The organism is Mycobacterium sp. NPDC051804, assembly GCF_044452905.1.
Lineage (GTDB): Bacteria > Actinomycetota > Actinomycetes > Mycobacteriales > Mycobacteriaceae > Mycobacterium.
The window spans coordinates 288,082-304,570 of sequence record NZ_JBITCD010000001.1; the positions used below are offsets into that span (position 1 = coordinate 288,082).

13 protein-coding genes and 2 tRNA genes are annotated in these 16,489 nt (G+C 63.9%); 5 read left to right on the top strand and 10 right to left on the bottom strand.

The features are described 5' to 3' along the window. Positions 1 to 104 precede the first annotated feature (104 nt). Complete coding sequence (gene cwsA, locus ACIA48_RS01425; protein WP_396726944.1) at positions 105 to 533, top strand: cell wall synthesis protein CwsA; 429 nt, start codon at positions 105 to 107, stop codon at positions 531 to 533. A 34-nt stretch (positions 534 to 567) separates the two neighbouring features. On the opposite strand, the gene ACIA48_RS01430 is transcribed toward cwsA, so the two are convergent. The 10 genes from ACIA48_RS01430 to dnaA all read right to left on the bottom strand — a co-directional run bounded on the left by ACIA48_RS01430 (position 568) and on the right by dnaA (position 13,913). Then, positions 568 to 640: transfer RNA gene (locus tag ACIA48_RS01430), tRNA-Ala, on the bottom strand. A 143-nt stretch (positions 641 to 783) separates the two neighbouring features. After that, positions 784 to 857: transfer RNA gene (locus ACIA48_RS01435), tRNA-Ile, on the bottom strand. A 66-nt stretch (positions 858 to 923) separates the two neighbouring features. Further along, entirely contained in the window at positions 924 to 1,931 is a 1,008-nt protein-coding gene (locus tag ACIA48_RS01440; RefSeq protein ID WP_396726946.1) for a DUF3566 domain-containing protein, read from the bottom strand. A gap of 29 nt (positions 1,932 to 1,960) precedes the next feature. Further along, complete coding sequence (gene gyrA, locus ACIA48_RS01445; RefSeq protein ID WP_396726948.1) at positions 1,961 to 5,728, bottom strand: intein-containing DNA gyrase subunit A; 3,768 nt, start codon at positions 5,726 to 5,728, stop codon at positions 1,961 to 1,963. 28 nt (positions 5,729 to 5,756) lie between these two features. Continuing rightward, positions 5,757 to 7,784 carry a DNA topoisomerase (ATP-hydrolyzing) subunit B gene (gene gyrB / locus ACIA48_RS01450; RefSeq protein WP_396726950.1) on the bottom strand — a complete coding sequence of 676 codons (2,028 nt, stop codon included), beginning with the start codon at positions 7,782 to 7,784 and terminating at the stop codon, positions 5,757 to 5,759. Positions 7,785 to 8,003: 219 nt separating this feature from the next. Beyond that, on the bottom strand, positions 8,004 to 8,555 hold the full coding sequence (locus tag ACIA48_RS01455; protein ID WP_396726952.1) for a DUF721 family protein: 552 nt from the start codon (positions 8,553 to 8,555) through the stop codon (positions 8,004 to 8,006). After that, entirely contained in the window at positions 8,548 to 9,726 is a 1,179-nt protein-coding gene (recF, locus tag ACIA48_RS01460) for a DNA replication/repair protein RecF (RefSeq protein WP_396726953.1), read from the bottom strand. The genes ACIA48_RS01455 and recF overlap by 8 nt, the downstream gene beginning before the upstream one ends. Beyond that, positions 9,727 to 10,620: a phosphogluconate dehydrogenase (NAD(+)-dependent, decarboxylating) gene (gene gnd, locus ACIA48_RS01465; protein ID WP_396726955.1), complete on the bottom strand. Its 894-nt coding sequence runs from the start codon at positions 10,618 to 10,620 to the stop codon at positions 9,727 to 9,729. It abuts the gene before it with no gap. Positions 10,621 to 10,648: 28 nt separating this feature from the next. Next, a complete protein-coding gene (gene dnaN / locus ACIA48_RS01470) occupies positions 10,649 to 11,848 on the bottom strand; it encodes a DNA polymerase III subunit beta (protein ID WP_396726957.1) in 1,200 nt (399 codons plus the stop codon). A gap of 568 nt (positions 11,849 to 12,416) precedes the next feature. Further along, positions 12,417 to 13,913 carry a chromosomal replication initiator protein DnaA gene (gene dnaA / locus ACIA48_RS01475; RefSeq protein ID WP_396728434.1) on the bottom strand — a complete coding sequence of 499 codons (1,497 nt, stop codon included), beginning with the start codon at positions 13,911 to 13,913 and terminating at the stop codon, positions 12,417 to 12,419. Positions 13,914 to 14,481: 568 nt separating this feature from the next. Between dnaA and rpmH the strand changes: the two genes are divergently transcribed. The 4 genes from rpmH to yidC are packed head-to-tail and all read left to right on the top strand — an operon-like array spanning position 14,482 to position 16,454. Beyond that, a complete protein-coding gene (rpmH, locus tag ACIA48_RS01480) occupies positions 14,482 to 14,625 on the top strand; it encodes a 50S ribosomal protein L34 (protein ID WP_014210243.1) in 144 nt (47 codons plus the stop codon). Positions 14,626 to 14,657: 32 nt separating this feature from the next. Further along, positions 14,658 to 15,014 (top strand): ribonuclease P protein component, encoded by a 357-nt coding sequence (gene rnpA / locus ACIA48_RS01485; RefSeq protein WP_396726959.1) that lies wholly within the window; start codon positions 14,658 to 14,660, stop codon positions 15,012 to 15,014. Further along, positions 15,011 to 15,352, top strand: a complete 342-nt coding sequence (gene yidD, locus ACIA48_RS01490) for a membrane protein insertion efficiency factor YidD (protein WP_396726961.1) — start codon at positions 15,011 to 15,013, stop codon at positions 15,350 to 15,352. Before rnpA ends, yidD begins: the two co-directional genes overlap by 4 nt. Further along, positions 15,303 to 16,454 (top strand): membrane protein insertase YidC, encoded by a 1,152-nt coding sequence (gene yidC, locus ACIA48_RS01495; RefSeq protein WP_396726963.1) that lies wholly within the window; start codon positions 15,303 to 15,305, stop codon positions 16,452 to 16,454. Before yidD ends, yidC begins: the two co-directional genes overlap by 50 nt. Positions 16,455 to 16,489: the final 35 nt, after the last annotated feature.

Here is a 16,489-nt window from a genome sequence, read left to right on the forward strand (position 1 = left end):
ATGTCAGTGTGCCACGCCGCCTTCGGCGCTCAACGGGCACCGCTGCGTTGCGGTGCGTGGCAGTCTGGTATCGAATCCGCTTGAGGCCGCAAGAGAGGTGCACTATGCCGAAGACCGATATCCGCTTGACCCCTGGGCAGCGGTTGTCCCGCGGCCTCAAATATTCGGCGGTCGGTCCGGTCGACGTGACCCGGGGAGCGTTGGGTCTCAGTGTGGACGGGGCGCAATCGTCGGCCGCGTGGATCGGCGACGTCTACCGCCGCAGTCGGCTGAAAGATCAACTGGGCAAGGAACTGGCTGCCGCGCAGGACACGATCGCAACGGAACTCGCCGCCGCACAGGAGGTGGTGGCGAACCTGCCTCAGGCCTTGCAGAAGGCGCGCACCCGTCGTCGCAGACGCCCGCTGTTACTGGCGGGGCTCGCAGTGGCGGTGGTGGCTGGGGGAGCGGTGGCGTTCTCGATCCTGCGGCGGCCGCCGACGGAGGAGCCGCCGACGCTGCAGCCGAGTGTGCCGGTCACGCCTCGGCCCTGACTGGGTTGCGCGCGTGGGGTATCGAGAGTGTGAGTGGAGCCTAGGAGATTCGAACTCCTGACATCTGCCTTGCAAAGGCAGCGCTCTACCAACTGAGCTAAGGCCCCGTTACGGGAAGATTCAGGCGGGCACGTCGGCCGCCGCGTGCCACACCTCCACGCCGTGGCGAGAACGCCAGATCGTCACGGCGACAGCCGCGGCGACCGCTGTCGTGAGCAGCACCACAACCCTCATGGCGTGAACCTTTCCGTGGGGCTAGGAGGACTCGAACCTCCGACCTCTTCGTTATCAGCGAAGCGCTCTAACCGCCTGAGCTATAGCCCCGTTATGCCGGTACGGCCGAGGAGCGAGACTACCGCAATCGTAAGCCCGCGCCCAAACCGCGGGAGTTCAGTCCCTGTCGGCCAGGGTGACTTCCACACCACCCACGATGTCGGTGGTGAGGTTGTAGATGAATGCTCCGATAGTCGCCATCGCCGTCAGCAGCACGATGTTGACCAGACCGATCAGGGCCGCGCCGCCGAATATCGTTCCGCTGGACACCAGCTCGCCGCCGGAACTACCGCTCGCACTGGTCAGCAGGTCGCCGACGTTGCTGTTCAGCTTGCTCCACACGCCCATGCCGCCGAGGACCAAGTACAGGAACGCGACGGCGATCATCCACACGAAGAACAGCGCGACCGACAGCACCGCGGAGACCTTCAACACACTCCACGGGTCCACCCGGCGAATCTGCATGCTGGCGCGAACCGGGCCCTGATGGCGGCTGGCCACCGGCGCCCGGCCGGCCGGGCGAGCGGAACGGCTCGTCGGCTCCTGCCCGGCACGCTCTGGACCCGGCTTCCGCGGGCCTGACCGCGGCGCCCCTCCGGAGAGGTCGGGAATCTCACTCGCGTACTGCTCGGGACGCGGCGTCGGCTCGGGACGCGGCGTCGGCTCCGGACGTGCGGTCGGCTCCGCGCGCGGTGTCGGCTCCGGACGCGGCGTCGGCTCCGGTCGTGCGGTCGGCTCCGGACGCGGTGTCGGCTCCGGACGCGGCGTCGGCTCCGGACGCGCAGGCGGCTCGGGTGGATCTCCCCACCCCGACGCGTCGGACTCCTGCTGCGGTGTCGAAGCCGTGCCGCCGGCCATGAACCGGTTCAACCGCTCGTCGATACCGGAGGTTTGGCCCGTCGTGCCGCCGCCGCGGCGCGGGGCATCCGGTCGAACAGGGGCGTCCGGTCGAGACGCCCGCCCGCGCTGCCAAGGAGGCACGTCGTTCGGGTCCGCAATTCTTTCCGGCCCGGAGCCGCTGGTCAGCGGACCCCGCGATCCCGGGCCGCCGTCGGGACCCGAGCCGGAGCCGTTCCCGCTCCCCTCAGTCGCGCGGGGGTACCCGGGCTCGTTCGGTGAAGTCACCTACGGCTCCTTACTGGTCCGACTCTGGGCTATTCGCCGACGTCGGTGTTGACCTCGTCGGTGCTGTCGCCTTCCTCCGCATTGCGCGCGATGGCTATCAGTGTCGTGCCCTCACCGAGGTTCATCAACCGAACGCCCTTGGTCTGCCGCCCGGCCTTGCGCACCTGGCGAGCCGCCGTCCGGATGACACCTCCACCCGAGGTGATGGCGTACAACTCTGTGTCGTCATCGACGATCAACGCTCCGACCAGACTGCCACGTCGCTTGTCGAACTGAATCGTCAACACCCCTTTGCCACCGCGGCCCTGGACCGGATACTCCTCGATCGCGGTGCGCTTGGCGTACCCACCGGCGGTCGCGACCAGCAGATACGTGTCGTCGCGCACGACGTTCAGCGAGAGCAACTCGTCGTCGGTGTTGAACCGCATGCCCTGCACACCAGAGGTCGCGCGGCCCATCGGGCGCAGCGCCTCGTCCGTTGCTGAGAAGCGAATCGACTGGCCCTTGGCGGACACCAGCAGCAGGTCCTCCTCGGCCGAGCACAGTACCGCGCCGACAAGCTCGTCGCCGTCGCGGAGATTGACCGCCACGATGCCGCCGGTGCGGTTCGAGTCGAAGTCGGTGAGCTTCGACTTCTTCACCAGACCGTTACGGGTGGCCAGCACCAGATACGGCGCATCCTCGTACGTCTTGATCTGGATGACCTGCGCGATGCGCTCCTCCGGCTGGAAGGCCAGCAGGTTGGCGACGTGTTGACCGCGCGCCGTGCGCGACGCCTCCGGTAGGTCGTACGCCTTCGCGCGATAGACCCGGCCCTGCGTGGTGAAGAACAGGATCCAGTCGTGCGTGGAGCAGACGAAGAAGTGGTTGACGATGTCATCCTGCTTCAGCCCAGCGCCCTGCACGCCCTTACCGCCGCGCTTCTGGCTGCGATACAGGTCGGTCTTGGTCCGCTTGGCGTAACCGGTCTCGGTGATCGTGACGACGACGTCCTCGCGGGCGATCAGGTCCTCGTCGTTGACGTCTCCGTCCGCGGCGATGATCCGGGTCCGGCGGTCGTCACCGTACTTCTCGACGAGCTCCGTGAGCTCGTCGCGCACGATCGCACGCTGACGCTCGGGCTTGGCCAGGATGTCCTCGAGGTCGGCGATCTCGGCCTCGATCTTGGCGAGGTCGTCGACGATCTTCTGACGTTCCAGGGCGGCGAGCCGGCGCAGCTGCATATCCAGGATCGCCTGCGCCTGGATGTCGTCGATGTCGAGCAGCTCGATCAGGCCGGCCCTCGCGACGTCGACGGTCTCCGACGCCCGGATCAATGCGATCACTTCGTCGAGCGCATCGAGCGCTTTGACCAAACCGCGCAAGATGTGGGCACGCTCGTTGGCTTTGCGCAACCGGTACGTGGTGCGCCGCACGATGACATCGAGTTGGTGATTGACGTAATGGCGGATCAGCTGGTCGAGCCGCAGCGTGCGTGGCACCCCGTCGACGATCGCCAGCATGTTGGCGCCGAAGCTGGTCTGCAGCTGCGTGTGCTTGTAGAGGTTGTTCAGCACGACCTTCGCGACGGCATCTCGCTTGAGCTCCACCACAATTCGCAGTCCGACACGGTCGCTGGACTGGTCTTCGATGTTGGAGATGCCGACGAGCTTGCCGTCGCGCACCTGCTCGGCGATCGACGTGATGAAGTTGTCGTGGTTGACCTGATAGGGGAGTTCGGTGATGACGATCCCGGTGCGGCCGCGATTGTCCTCTTCGATCTCGCACACGCCGCGCATCCGGATCGATCCGCGCCCGGTGGTGTACGTGTCGTTGATGCCCTGCGAGCCGACGATGAGGCCGTGGGTCGGGAAGTCCGGGCCCTTGACCCGTTCGGTGACCGCTGCCAGCGTCGCCTCTTCGTCGGCCTCGTGATTCTCCAGGCACCAGTACACGGCCTCGCCGAGCTCACGCAGATTGTGCGGGGGCATGTTGGTGGCCATGCCGACGGCGATACCGCCTGAACCGTTGGCGAGCAGGTTCGGGAAGCGGCTCGGCAGAACCGTCGGTTCCTGCACGCGGCCGTCGTAGTTCGGAATGAAATCGACTGTCTCCTCGTCGATTTCGCGCAGCATCTCCATCGCCAGAGGCGTGAGACGTGCTTCCGTGTTATGGCTGACGAAACCGTTGGTGATGAATGCGTGGTCGTCGGTGTCCACTCGCAGGCTGTAGACCGGCTGTACGCCGGCCTCGGTGACCGACGCGACTCGCGCATAGTAGAACCGGCCGTCAGTTAGATCGGTCGCGATACAACGGACGTCTTCGTCCCTGATGCGGCTGAGGATCTCTGCACCGCCGCGCTGCCACCGCGACAGTCGGTCGATGTTGTGCTTCTGCAGCCACTCCTTATCAACCCAACGTCCACCGCTGTGGGCGCGAACAAACGCTGCGAGCCCTGGCACGTGGTCCGTATCCAGCCCTGCGGCCTTTTCAGGCAGCGCAGCCAACAGCGCAGATAGCTTCGCCTGCTTGGCGCCGCCGAAGCCAACCTGTGTCGAGAACATCTGAGCATGACCGCGGTTGGTGATGACGACCTTGTGCTCGCCCGTGGCATGAAGGTAGCGGCGTGCGATCACGCCGAACTCCAACAACATCTGTTGAACGTCCTTCGCCAGCCTGCCACTTCGAGTCGAATACGAAATCTGAATCGTGTTGCGGGGGAGCGCAGAACACGATCCGTCGCCCTCGTACAACGATTGCAAGAACGCCCGCTTCACTGCTGCCGGAGAGTTCCAGAGCCAGTCGGGCACGGCCTTGTCCGCCGAGCGCTGACCGACCAAACACGCCAGACGACTGGTACGTAACGCGGTTAAGTTGTGGATGTCCAGCTCCAACAGCCTCGACCCTGAGGCGATGGTCCGCTCCGAGACGTAACGCGGTCCGCCAAGGACCGCGTCGTACGCTGCAATAACCACGTTGAAGTAGTCGCGGTCAAGATTGTTGAATCCCGCGCGTCGTTCTGAAACGAATCCCTCGCTGATGAACGCGCCCAGGAGAAGCGCTTCCAGCGTGTCGTACCAGTCGGCGCCGCCGATTTCCATTGGTGGGGTGCGTTGAATCACCACGCGATCGTCAGGACGGATCTCCTCAATCAGCTTCCACAGCAACGTGGGTACGCCTGCGACGTCCACAAGACACAGCAGCGGGTGGTTCGCAGTCCCCGTTACCTCATAACCTTCCGCGGTGCGGACGGTGTAAGTCTGATGGTCACCGGAATGGAACAGCCGGTCAGCTATGACCGGATTGCCATGGCGGTCTAGCACCTTGGCTTCCACGACGTTGTCTGAGTTAGGCCGAGCGCCGGGGACGATGTCGGAGATACGAACCGACTGTCCAAAGGGCAAGCGCACCAACGCGTCCCCGGTAACGCAGTAGCGCATGGCGGCCGGGGGATCGTTACCCGGCGAGCCGAAGTTACCCTGTCCGTCGACCAACGGATAGCGCAGTGACCACGGCTGGGCCATGCGGACCAACGTGTCGTAGATCGACGAGTCGCCGTGCGGGTGGTAGTTACCCATCGTCTCGGCAACGGAGCGTGCGGATTTCGCGTGTCCGCGGTCGGGCCGGAAGCCCGAGTCGAACATCGCGTAGAGCACGCGGCGGTGCACTGGCTTGAGGCCGTCGCGCACCTCGGGTAGCGCGCGCCCGACGATGACGCTCATCGCGTAGTCGATGTAGCTGCGCTGCATCTCGTGCTGGATGTCGACCGGCTCGATGCGATCGGCGTCGCCGCCTGGGGGCAACGTGGTATCAGTCATGTGTTTTCAGCCTTATGTGTTTCGTGGACTAAACATCCAGGAAGCGAACGTCTTTGGCGTTCCGCGTGATGAAGCTGCGGCGCGCCTCGACGTCCTCGCCCATGAGAATCGAAAACAGTTCGTCGGCTGCGGCCGCGTCGTCCAGGGTCACCTGGCGCAGTACCCGCACCGACGGATCCATCGTGGTTTCCCACAGCTCCTTGGCGTCCATCTCGCCGAGGCCCTTGTAGCGCTGGATACCGTCGTCGACGTTGATCTTCTTGCCCGCCTTCTTGCCGGCCTCGAGCAACCCGTCGCGTTCACGGTCGGAATAGGCGAATTCCGGTTCGGTGCGTTGCCATTTCAGCTTGTACAGCGGCGGCTGAGCCAGGAAGATGTGGCCGTTTTCGACCAGCGGCTTCATGAACCGGAACAGCAGCGTCAGCAGCAGCGTCGAGATGTGCTGACCGTCGACGTCGGCGTCGGCCATCAGCACGATCTTGTGGTACCGCAGCTTGGCGATGTCGAACTCGTCGTGGATACCGGTGCCGAGCGCGGTGATGATCGCTTGAACTTCAGTGTTTTTCAGGACACGGTCGATACGCGCCTTCTCGACGTTGATGATCTTGCCGCGCAGCGGAAGGATCGCCTGGAACATCGAGTCGCGACCGCTCTTGGCCGAGCCGCCGGCCGAATCACCCTCCACCACATACAGTTCCGACCGCCTCGGGTCGGTGGACCGGCAGTCGGCCAGCTTGCCCGGCAGGCCGCCGATGTCGGTCGCGCTCTTGCGACGGACCAGCTCGCGCGCCTTGCGTGCTGCGATCCGCGCCTGCGCCGACGAGACCGCCTTGTTCACAACTGTTTTGGCTTCCGCCGGGTTGGCGTCGAACCAGTGCTGCAGTTCCTCGTTGCAGATCTTCTGCACGAACGACTTGACCTCGGTGTTGCCGAGCTTGGTCTTCGTCTGACCCTCGAACTGGGGCTGGCCCACCTTCACCGAGATGACGGCCGCGAGACCTTCGCGGATGTCGTCGCCGGTCAGGTTGGGATCCTTGTCCTTGAGCAGCTTCTTGTCTTTCGCGTACTTGTTCACCACCGACGTCAGAGCCGCACGGAAACCTTCTTCGTGCGTACCGCCCTCGTGGGTGTTGATGGTGTTCGCGAACGTGTGCACCGACTCGGAGTAGCCGGCGTTCCACTGCATCGCGATTTCGACTTCGTGGCCCTCACCCTTGCCGTCGAAATCGATGACGCTCTGCTGGATCGGCGACTTCGTCCGGTTGATGTGCTTGACGAAATCGACCAGACCGCCGGGGTAGTGGAACGTGCGGTGCTTGACCTTGTGGGGAGCGGCAGCTTCAGCGGCCTTCTCCTCAGCCGACTTGGGGGCTTCGGCCTGATCGCTGACGACCTCGTCGACAATCTCGTCGGCCGTCACCCGCTCATCGGTCAACTCGATGGTGAGGCCCTTGTTCAGGAATGCCATTTCCTGCAGGCGCCGCGCGATCGTCTCGAAGTCATAGTTCGTGGTCTCGAAGATGTCGGGATCGGCCCAGAATCGGATGGTCGTGCCGGACTTCTTCGTCTTCTCGCCCTGCTTGAGGCTTCCGGGAACCGAGCGGTCGTAGGTCTGGAACCACTCGTAACCGTCCTTCAAGATGTCGGCCTCGAGACGGGTCGACAGCGCATTCACCACGGAGACGCCCACGCCGTGCAGACCGCCGGACACCTGATAGGCGCCCTCCTCGAACTTGCCTCCCGCGTGCAGAACCGTCATCACGACGTCGACGGTGGGAATGCCCGTCGCGTGCATCTCGACGGGGATGCCTCGGCCGTCGTCGGTGACCTGGACACCGCCGTTCTCGAGCAATCGCACATCGACCTTCGTCGCGAACCCGGCCATCGCCTCGTCGACGGCGTTGTCCACCACCTCCCACACGAGGTGGTGCAGACCGCGCTCACCCGTGGAACCGATGTACATGCCGGGGCGTTTGCGGACCGCCTCCAAGCCTTCGAGAACCTTGATCGAATCGGCACCGTATTCTTTCGGTGCACTCTTCTTCTGGGCAGCCACGTTGGACGCGTCTCCTTGGGGTTTGCATAGCGAGAGATGACGACTCTCGCGGATCCGTGACCAGTCTACCGTCAACTACCGTCGGGACCGATTCTGAGGCGGCGTTTTCACACACCTATTTGCGCCGTCTGCGGAATTTCTCGCTCCGAGGTGCGTCATGACGCTTGAGAACGTTGCTTCCTGTCTTCTGGCGGCTCTCAGACAACAGAAAGATCGACGTCATCCGTACGTGTCGCGGGGTCCTCGCCCGGCGATGTGATATCGGCCTTTGCGCCACGATGGGGCCACGGGTCCGACGATCTTCATCGATTTCACCACGCCGTCGCCGACCTCGGCGGCGATCTTGGCGAGGAGTTGCGCCTGCACCATTCTCAGTTGGGTGGCCCAGGCCGTCGACTCCGCGGAAACGGTGAGCACACCCTCGTTCAGCGAAGTCGGTGTGGCATGGGTCGCAATCTGTTCGCCGACCACTGCCGGCCAGCGGCCGAACACCGTGCCCTCGGCCACCCGATCCGACCAGCCGCGGTTACGGGCCAGGTCGCGGGTGACCGAACCCATCAACTGCGGGTCACGGGAATCTGGGCCCGGCCCCGACCACCGGCGCCGACTCGAGCCCGCGACTTTCTTGCGCGGCTGTGCGGCGCGGCCGCGGCCGACATCTTTTCCTTGGCTGCGCGCCGCCCCTCGCGCCTCTTCGAGTGTGCGCCTGACGAGATCCATTCCCTTGAGATGCGCCAGGTGCTCCGGCGGTTCCGCATTTCCTTCAGTCATCTCCGCCCCCACCCGTTCTGACCTCTGAAATTCGGCCGGTGTCGTTGTCGGTCATGACGATCTCGATTTTCGTCGCGTCCCAGTCCTTCGGGATGTCCTCATGGACAGCCGCGGTGACCAACACCTGCTCGGCGGATGCCGCGACGTTGGCCAGCGCCTGCCGGCGCGCGGTGTCGAGTTCGGCGAACACATCGTCGAGCAGCAGCACCGGGTCGCTGCCCTCCGCGCGCAACAATTCATAGGCCGCCAACCGCAGCGCCAACGCCATCGACCACGACTCACCATGGCTTGCAAAGCCTTTCGCGAGCTGGTCGCCGAGACGCAACTCCAGGTCATCCCGATGTGGGCCCACCAGACAGACGCCACGTTCGAGTTCGGCGTCGCGGCGTCGCGCCAAGGCGTCGAGCAGGGCGGCCTCGAAGAGTTCAACACTTCCGGTACCGGCGGCGGCTTCGCCTTCGACGACTTCGACCCCGCTGCGGTAGCGGATGGCTGCGGGTCGTGACGCGGGCGCCAACAATTGATAGGCCTTCTCGACCTCGGGAGCCAACTGGTTGACGAGATCGACGCGCGCGGCGATGAGCTGCGCGCCGTGGGCGGCGAGGTGTCCGTCCCACACATCGAGGGTGTCGAGCACGCTGCGGTCACCGCGGTACCGCGCGCCGGCCGCGGATTTCAACAACGCCGTCCGCTGTTTGAGCACTTTGTCGTAATCGGCGCGGATGCCCGCTACTCGCGGGCGCCGGGTGGTGGCCAACTCGTCGAGATACTTTCGCCGTTCGCCCGGATCGCCGCGCACCAGCGCGAGATCCTCGGGGGCGAACAGCACCGCCCGCAGGGCGCCGAGAATTTCGCGCGCGCTGCGCACGGGGGAGCGGTTGAGCCGCGCCTTGTTGGCGCGCCCCGGGTTGATCTCCAGGTCGACGGCGAGCTCGCGACCTTCGTTCACGACGATCGTCGAGACCACCGCGCGCTGCGCACCCGCCCGGATCAGCGGCGCGTCCGTGCCGACCCGATGCGAACCCAGCGTCGACGAATACCACAGTGCCTCAATCAGATTCGTCTTGCCGAAACCATTTGAGCCCACGAATACTGTGCGTCCGGGATCGAGATCGATCTCGATCCGGGCCCACGACCGGAAGTCGGTAAGCGCAAGGTTTCTGACGTACAACTACCCAGACTCGCTGATCCTCTGCACGGCGTGGCCGCCGAACTGGTTACGCAGCGCCGACACTGCCTTCATGGTGGGCGAGTCCTCCTGGCGCGAGGCGAACCGGGCGAACAACGACGCCGCGATCACCGGCATCGGGACGCGGTGGCTGATCGCTTCCTCGACCGTCCACCGGCCTTCGCCCGAATCCTCGGTATAGCCGGTGATGTCCGTGAATTTCGGATCTTCCTTAAGCGCCTTCGCCAGCAGTTGCTGCAACCAGGAACGCACCACCGTGCCGTTGGTCCACGCCTGGATGACCGCCTGGGTGTCCTCGATCAATTCCTCGGCCGCCAACAGCTCGTAGCCTTCGGCGTACGCCATCATCAACCCGTATTCGATGCCGTTGTGCACCATCTTGGCGTAATGACCCGCGCCGACAGGCCCGGCGTGGACGAAACCGTCGCCCACCTCGCCAGGAGGACGCAGTGTTTCGAAGATCGGCATCACACGGGCGACGTCCTCTTTGCTGCCGCCGACCATGAGGCCGTAACCCTCGGTCAGGCCCCAGACGCCACCGGACACACCGGCGTCGATGAACGCAATTCCCTTGTCGCCCAACAGCTTCTCGTGGGGTCCGTCTTCGGTGTACCGCGAGTTGCCTCCGTCGATCACCAAATCGCCGGGACTCAAGGCGTCAGCCAGCGACGTGATGGTCTCGTCGGTGATGCTCCCAGACGGCACCATCACCCAGACCACGCGCGGCGTCTCGAGCGCTTCCGCGAGCGCCGCTAACGTCGGAACGTCGGTGACCTCCGGGCGGGGATCGAAGCCAATGACCTCGTGCCCGCCTTCGCGTAGGCGTTCCCGCATGTTGAAGCCCATTTTGCCCAGGCCGATCAGACCCAATTGCATGTGCGCCCCCGTCGTGGCGTCGGGCCGATCAGCCAGGAAGCCGAACCGGCATCAGAAGGTAGACGTAATCGGTCTGCGCAGCGGGGAATGGCCCCGTGTCGCCGACGCTGCCGTCATCGTCACCCGCCGGACGCAACACTGCGGGACGGCTGGGTGTCGTGAAACCGAATGTCACGCGTTCGGAATGCAACGAACTCAGCCCATCGGTGAGGTACGTCGGATTGAAAGCAATGGTCAGCGGCTCACCCGCGAAGGTGACGGGCAGATCTTCTTCCGCGCGTCCCACGTCGTCCGCGCCGGCCGACAACCGGAGCACGTCTTCGGCGAACTCCATCCGGACCTGCGCGCCGCGGTCGGCGACCAGCGCGACACGTTTGATCGCTTCGGTGAGCTCAGCAACACCGATAGTCGCGATTGCGGTGTGCTCCGTCGGCAGCAACTGACGGAACTTCGGGAATTCCGCATCGAGCAGGCGCGTGGTGCTGCGCTTGCCATTGCTGCGAATACCCAGCAGACCTTCCTTGCCGACCTCGGCGCCGGCACCCAGCGACAGATGCACATCGGAACCGTCGGCGCCGGCCTTGGCGGCCTCGGCTAACGTCTTGGCCGGAATCAGCACCGCGGCCTCCATGTCGGCCGATTCGGTTGACCACGTCAGCTCGCGAACCGCGAGGCGGAAGCGATCGGTCGCTGCCAAAATGACGTTCTCGCCGGAAATCTCGACGCGAATGCCGGTGAGCATCGGCAACGTGTCGTCGCGGCCGGCCGCGACAGCCACCTGACCGATCGCCTCGGCGAAGAGATCGGCCGAAACCACCCCGGTGTCGTCGGGCAGCGTGGGCAACGTCGGGTAATCCTCGACAGCCATCGTGGGCAGCGAGAACCTGGCGCTACCGCAGGTCAATGACACGCGCGTGCCTTCGACGCTGACGTCGACGGGTTTGGCCGGCAACGCCCGCGTGATATCGGACAACAGCCGCCCGGACACCAAAACGCTTCCGGGCGAGGCGATTTCGGCTGCAACCTGCACTTCGGCCGATACCTCGTAGTCGAATCCCGAGATCGTCAAACCCTCGTCAGAACCGGTGAGCAGCACACCCGCCAAGACGGGGACCGTCGGCCGGTTCGGCAGATTGCGAGCTACCCAGGCCACCGCATCGGCGAAGTCTTCACGCACCAGACGGAACTTCAAATCGGTGACACCAACGGTTGTGGTCGCCACGTCCATACAGTCCCTTCGATCAAAAACACAACAAGCGTTAAGCAGCGATTTCCTGGTGTCTCAACACGCCTCGAACCGATGCGTAGGGACGACCGTAACGGCTGTCGCTGAACACGGTAGAGCTTTCGGCCCCAACTTGAAAGCTAATCGATCGCGCCGACATGGGGTTCTTCGAACCGCTCTGACAAACAGGATTTCACGTGTTCCCCAGCAGGCTTCTTCGAAGAACTTTCTAGGTAGATATACAAGCAACAGTATTAGGGCCTGTGGACGCTGGGGATGAACCGGTATCTGCGCTGAGTGCCGCCGGTGCGGTGTTGTGGGGTACCTGTGGATCAATGTGAGGTTGTTGTTCGGTGGCTGTGGAAATGGCTGCGGTTGTGAAGCAAGCAGCGTGTCATTCGACGGTTCATCCCAAGTTGTCCACACCGGTGTGCACATCGCCGGCGTGTGACAAGTGATGCCGACGGTGCGGAAGTTTTTTCGGAAATTTTGGGCGCGCACGTGTGGTTCGACGAGAATCACGCGGATTCCAGCCTCTGCAACGGTTGAGACGAGGGGAGTCGAACGGGATTCAGCGCTTGGAGCGCTGACGGATCCGCGTCGTGAGTTCCTTGACATGATCGAAGACCTCGCGGCGTTCGGCCATCTCGCCGCGAATCTTCTTCTCGGCGTACATGACAGTCGTGTGGTCACGCCCGAACGCCTGGCCGATCTTGGGTAGGGACAGGTCGGTGAGTTCTCGGCACAGATACATGGCAATCTGCCGGGACTGCGCGAGAGCACGGGTCTTACCGGGCCCGCGTAGTTCCTCGACGGTGGTCTCGAAGTACTCGGCGGTCGCGGCCATGATCGCGGCGGTGCTGATCTGCATGGTGCTCGCGTCGGAGATGAGATCCCGCAGCACGATCTCGGCCAGCGACTTATCGATCGACGTCTTGTTCAGCGATGCGAATGCGGTGACACGAATGAGGGCGCCTTCGAGTTCGCGGATGTTGCGCTCGATGCTGCTGGCGATGAGCTCGAGGACATCGCCGGGAACATCGAGACGATCCATCTGAGCCTTCTTGCGCAGAATCGCTATGCGGGTTTCGAGTTCAGGTGGCTGAACGTCGGTGATCAGACCCCACTCGAACCGGGTGCGCAGCCGATCTTCGAGGGTTGCCAACTGCTTGGGCGGCCGGTCCGAGGAGATGACGATCTGCTTGTTCGCGTTGTGCAGGGTGTTGAAGGTATGGAAGAACTCCTCCTGGATACCTTCCTTGCCCTCGATGAACTGGATGTCATCCACCAGCAGCACGTCGATATCGCGGTAACTGCGCTTGAACGACGCCTTGCGGTCGTCACGCAACGAGTTGATGAAGTCGTTGGTGAATTCCTCGGTCGAGACGTACTTGACCCGCATTCCAGGAAAGAGGCGCTGGGCGTAGTTTCCGGCGGCATGTAGAAGATGCGTCTTGCCGAGGCCGGACTCACCCCAGATGAAGAGAGGGTTGTAGGCGCGGGCCGGGGCTTCGGCGATGGCGAGCGACGCGGCGTGAGCAAACCTGTTCGACGCGCCGATGACGAAAGTGTCGAAGGTGTAGCGACGATTCAGGTTGACCGCGGTGGCGTCATCGACCGCGGCGGTCTGGGAGCCTCGTGAGAAGTAGCTGGGCCAACTTTCCTCGGCACTGGCCAGCGCCTCTTGATCTTCGTCGACGTCGTCGTCGAGATCGGAGACCGCGCCCGCCAACCCGTTGTGGGAGTCATCGGTTTCGTCGTGCTCGGGAGCGGCGATGCGGACGCCGAGTTCCACACGCTGTCCGAGCTGCCGGCTCAGGGCACTGATGATCGGCTCGCGGAGATGACGTTCGATCTCGTTCTGAACGAACGGCGTCGGAACCGACAGCAGGGCAAAGCCCTCGGTGATGACGAGAGGTTTGACGAGTTTCAGCCACGCTCTTTGCTGGGGCGTGAGGACCGGGCCGGCATCACCGTTCGCCACTCCGACCGCTTCGATGTCGCCGTTGAGTTCGGCTACCACCGTGTTCCACACGGCGACGAATGGTGGATCGGGGTCAGCAGTCAATGACGCGTACCCCCTCGCGGCCATTTCAGGGAAGGCCAAAGGAACGATGACGAACTGTCCACATAGTTATCCACAGGCTGTGGAATAGGAACAGTCGTCCTCGTTCTGTTGTCTACGGGCAGGAACGCCGCTGGCCGGGGCTCGTCACAGCAATGGTGCGGTCTGTGGGCTCGCGACTTGGTGGGCATCCCCGCTTCGTTGTCTGTCGTCGTTTCGTTATCAAAACGACATTGGCAGAAGCTAACAGTTTTCTTGGCGGGTGCCAACCGTTCTGCAACATTGCGTTCGGGTTACTTTGGTGGCGCTGGGACGCCGTGACGGCTGGGGCATTTGTGAAGATTTTCGCACCCGCGGCGGTGGGGGAGAGTGCGGTTTGACCTAGGGAAATCTCGTCAGTACCCTCGAACAGTCGCCCGCACGTGGCGGCACGGCTGCGACCCAGAATTTGTGGAGACCGCGCCGGCTAAGCAAGACGGACGAGCTTACAACGGGCAACCGCGTCCCACCGGCATGACTTTCAGTACCGGTGTAGACGTAGGGCGCCAGATGAAAACGAGGAGAGACAGCCGTGGCCAAGGGCAAGCGGACTTTTCAGCCGAACAACCGCCGTCGCGCGCGTGTGCATGGATTCCGGCTGCGGATGCGGACCCGTGCCGGCCGTGCGATTGTGTCGAGTCGGCGTACCAAGGGTCGCCGCAAGCTGACTGCGTGACGCTCCGGTGAATCCGTCGAGGGTCTAGCGCTGTGCTTCCGGCGCGGTACCGGATGACGCGTTCGTCCGAGTTCGGTGCCACGGTCAGTCAAGGGGTGCGGGCAGTGCAGCCCGATCTCGTGGTGCACACCTTGCGCCATGACGCAGGCGATGAAGGTCCCCGCATCGGTCTCGTCGTTTCGAAGTCTGTCGGTAATGCGGTGCAACGCCACCGCGTCTCTCGTCGGCTGCGTCACGTGGCCCGGACGATCATCGACGACCTCGAGACGACCGACCGCGTCGTGATCCGGGCGTTGCCCGGCAGTCGGTATGCGATCTCGGCTCGCCTCGAACAAGAACTGCGCACCGCGTTGAGCCGCGCGCTCCCGAAGAGTGGAGCGCCGCGATGACGCGATCGATTGCGCGGGGACTCATCTACGTCATCCAGCTCTACCGGCACATGGTCTCTCCGCTGCGGCCGGCGTCCTGTCGTTTCATGCCGACGTGTAGTCAATACGCGGTCGATGCGTTGACGGAGTACGGCGCGGTGAAGGGTGGATGGCTGGCCGTGGTGCGGTTGCTGAAATGCGGACCGTGGCATAGGGGAGGATGGGACCCGATACCGGAACGTGGCGGCGACGCGCATGACTCGTGCGACGACGCGGACGGCCACCGGATAGAGCCGTATGCAGCCGACGATGTGTGGGGCACCCAGACATCGCGAGCAGAGAGCGAGACGCGTGTTTAATTGGTTCAGCCTCGACATCATCTACTACCCGGTGTCGATGATCATGTGGGTCTGGTACAAGGCGTTCGCCTTCATCCTCGGGCCGACGAACTTCTTCGCCTGGGGACTGTCGGTGATGTTCCTGGTGTTCACCTTGCGCGCGATTCTCTACAAGCCGTTCGTCAAGCAGATCCGGACCACCCGGCAGATGCAGGAGTTGCAGCCCCAGATCAAGGCGCTGCAGAAGAAGTACGGCAAGGACCGCCAGCGGATGGCGATGGAGATGCAGAAGCTCCAGCGCGAGCACGGCTTCAATCCGATCCTCGGCTGTCTGCCCATGCTGGCGCAGCTGCCCGTGTTCCTCGGGCTCTATCACGTGCTGATGTCCTTCAACCGGACCCAGACCGGCATCGGCCGGTTGGGGCTGTCGGTGGAGGAGAACGCGCAACTGGGCAACTACTTCTTCAGCGCCGAGGACGTGCGGCACTTCTTGGATGCGAACCTGTTGGGTGCACCGCTGGGCGCGACGATGATCCAGCAGCACGGCCTCGAGGCGTTCACCGAATTCAACCGGTGGGCGGTCATCGGAGTCGGTGTGCCGATGATGATCCTGGCCGGCATCGCGACCTACTTCAACAGCCGCGCGTCGGTCGCTCGCCAAAGTCCCGAGGCCGCCGCCAATCCGCAGACCGCCATGATGAACAAGCTGGCGCTCTACGTGTTCCCGTTGGGTGTCGTCGCCGGTGGCCCGTTCCTGCCGCTGGCGATCATCATGTACTGGCTCGCCAACAACATCTGGACGTTCGGGCAGCAGCACTATGTGTTCGGAATGATCGAGAAAGAGGAAGAGGCGAAGAAGCTCGAGGCCAAGGAACGGCGCGCACAGAACGCACCGGCGCCTGGCGCCAAGCCGAAGAAGCCGTCGAAGGCTGCGGCCGAGCCCACCGAGATCACGGCGTCTGACGGTGTGGAGATCGACGGCAAGGCGACGGAGAACGGTTCGTCGGACGGCAAGGCGACCGGGTCGAGCCCGGGCAAGACCGCTTCAGGAAGCGGCAACCGAACCCCACGGCCGGGTGCCACCCCGCGACCGGGTTCACGGCCCAAGAAACGTAAGCGCTGACCGGCCCACGGTAAGAGCGCTGGGGGACCTGTGGC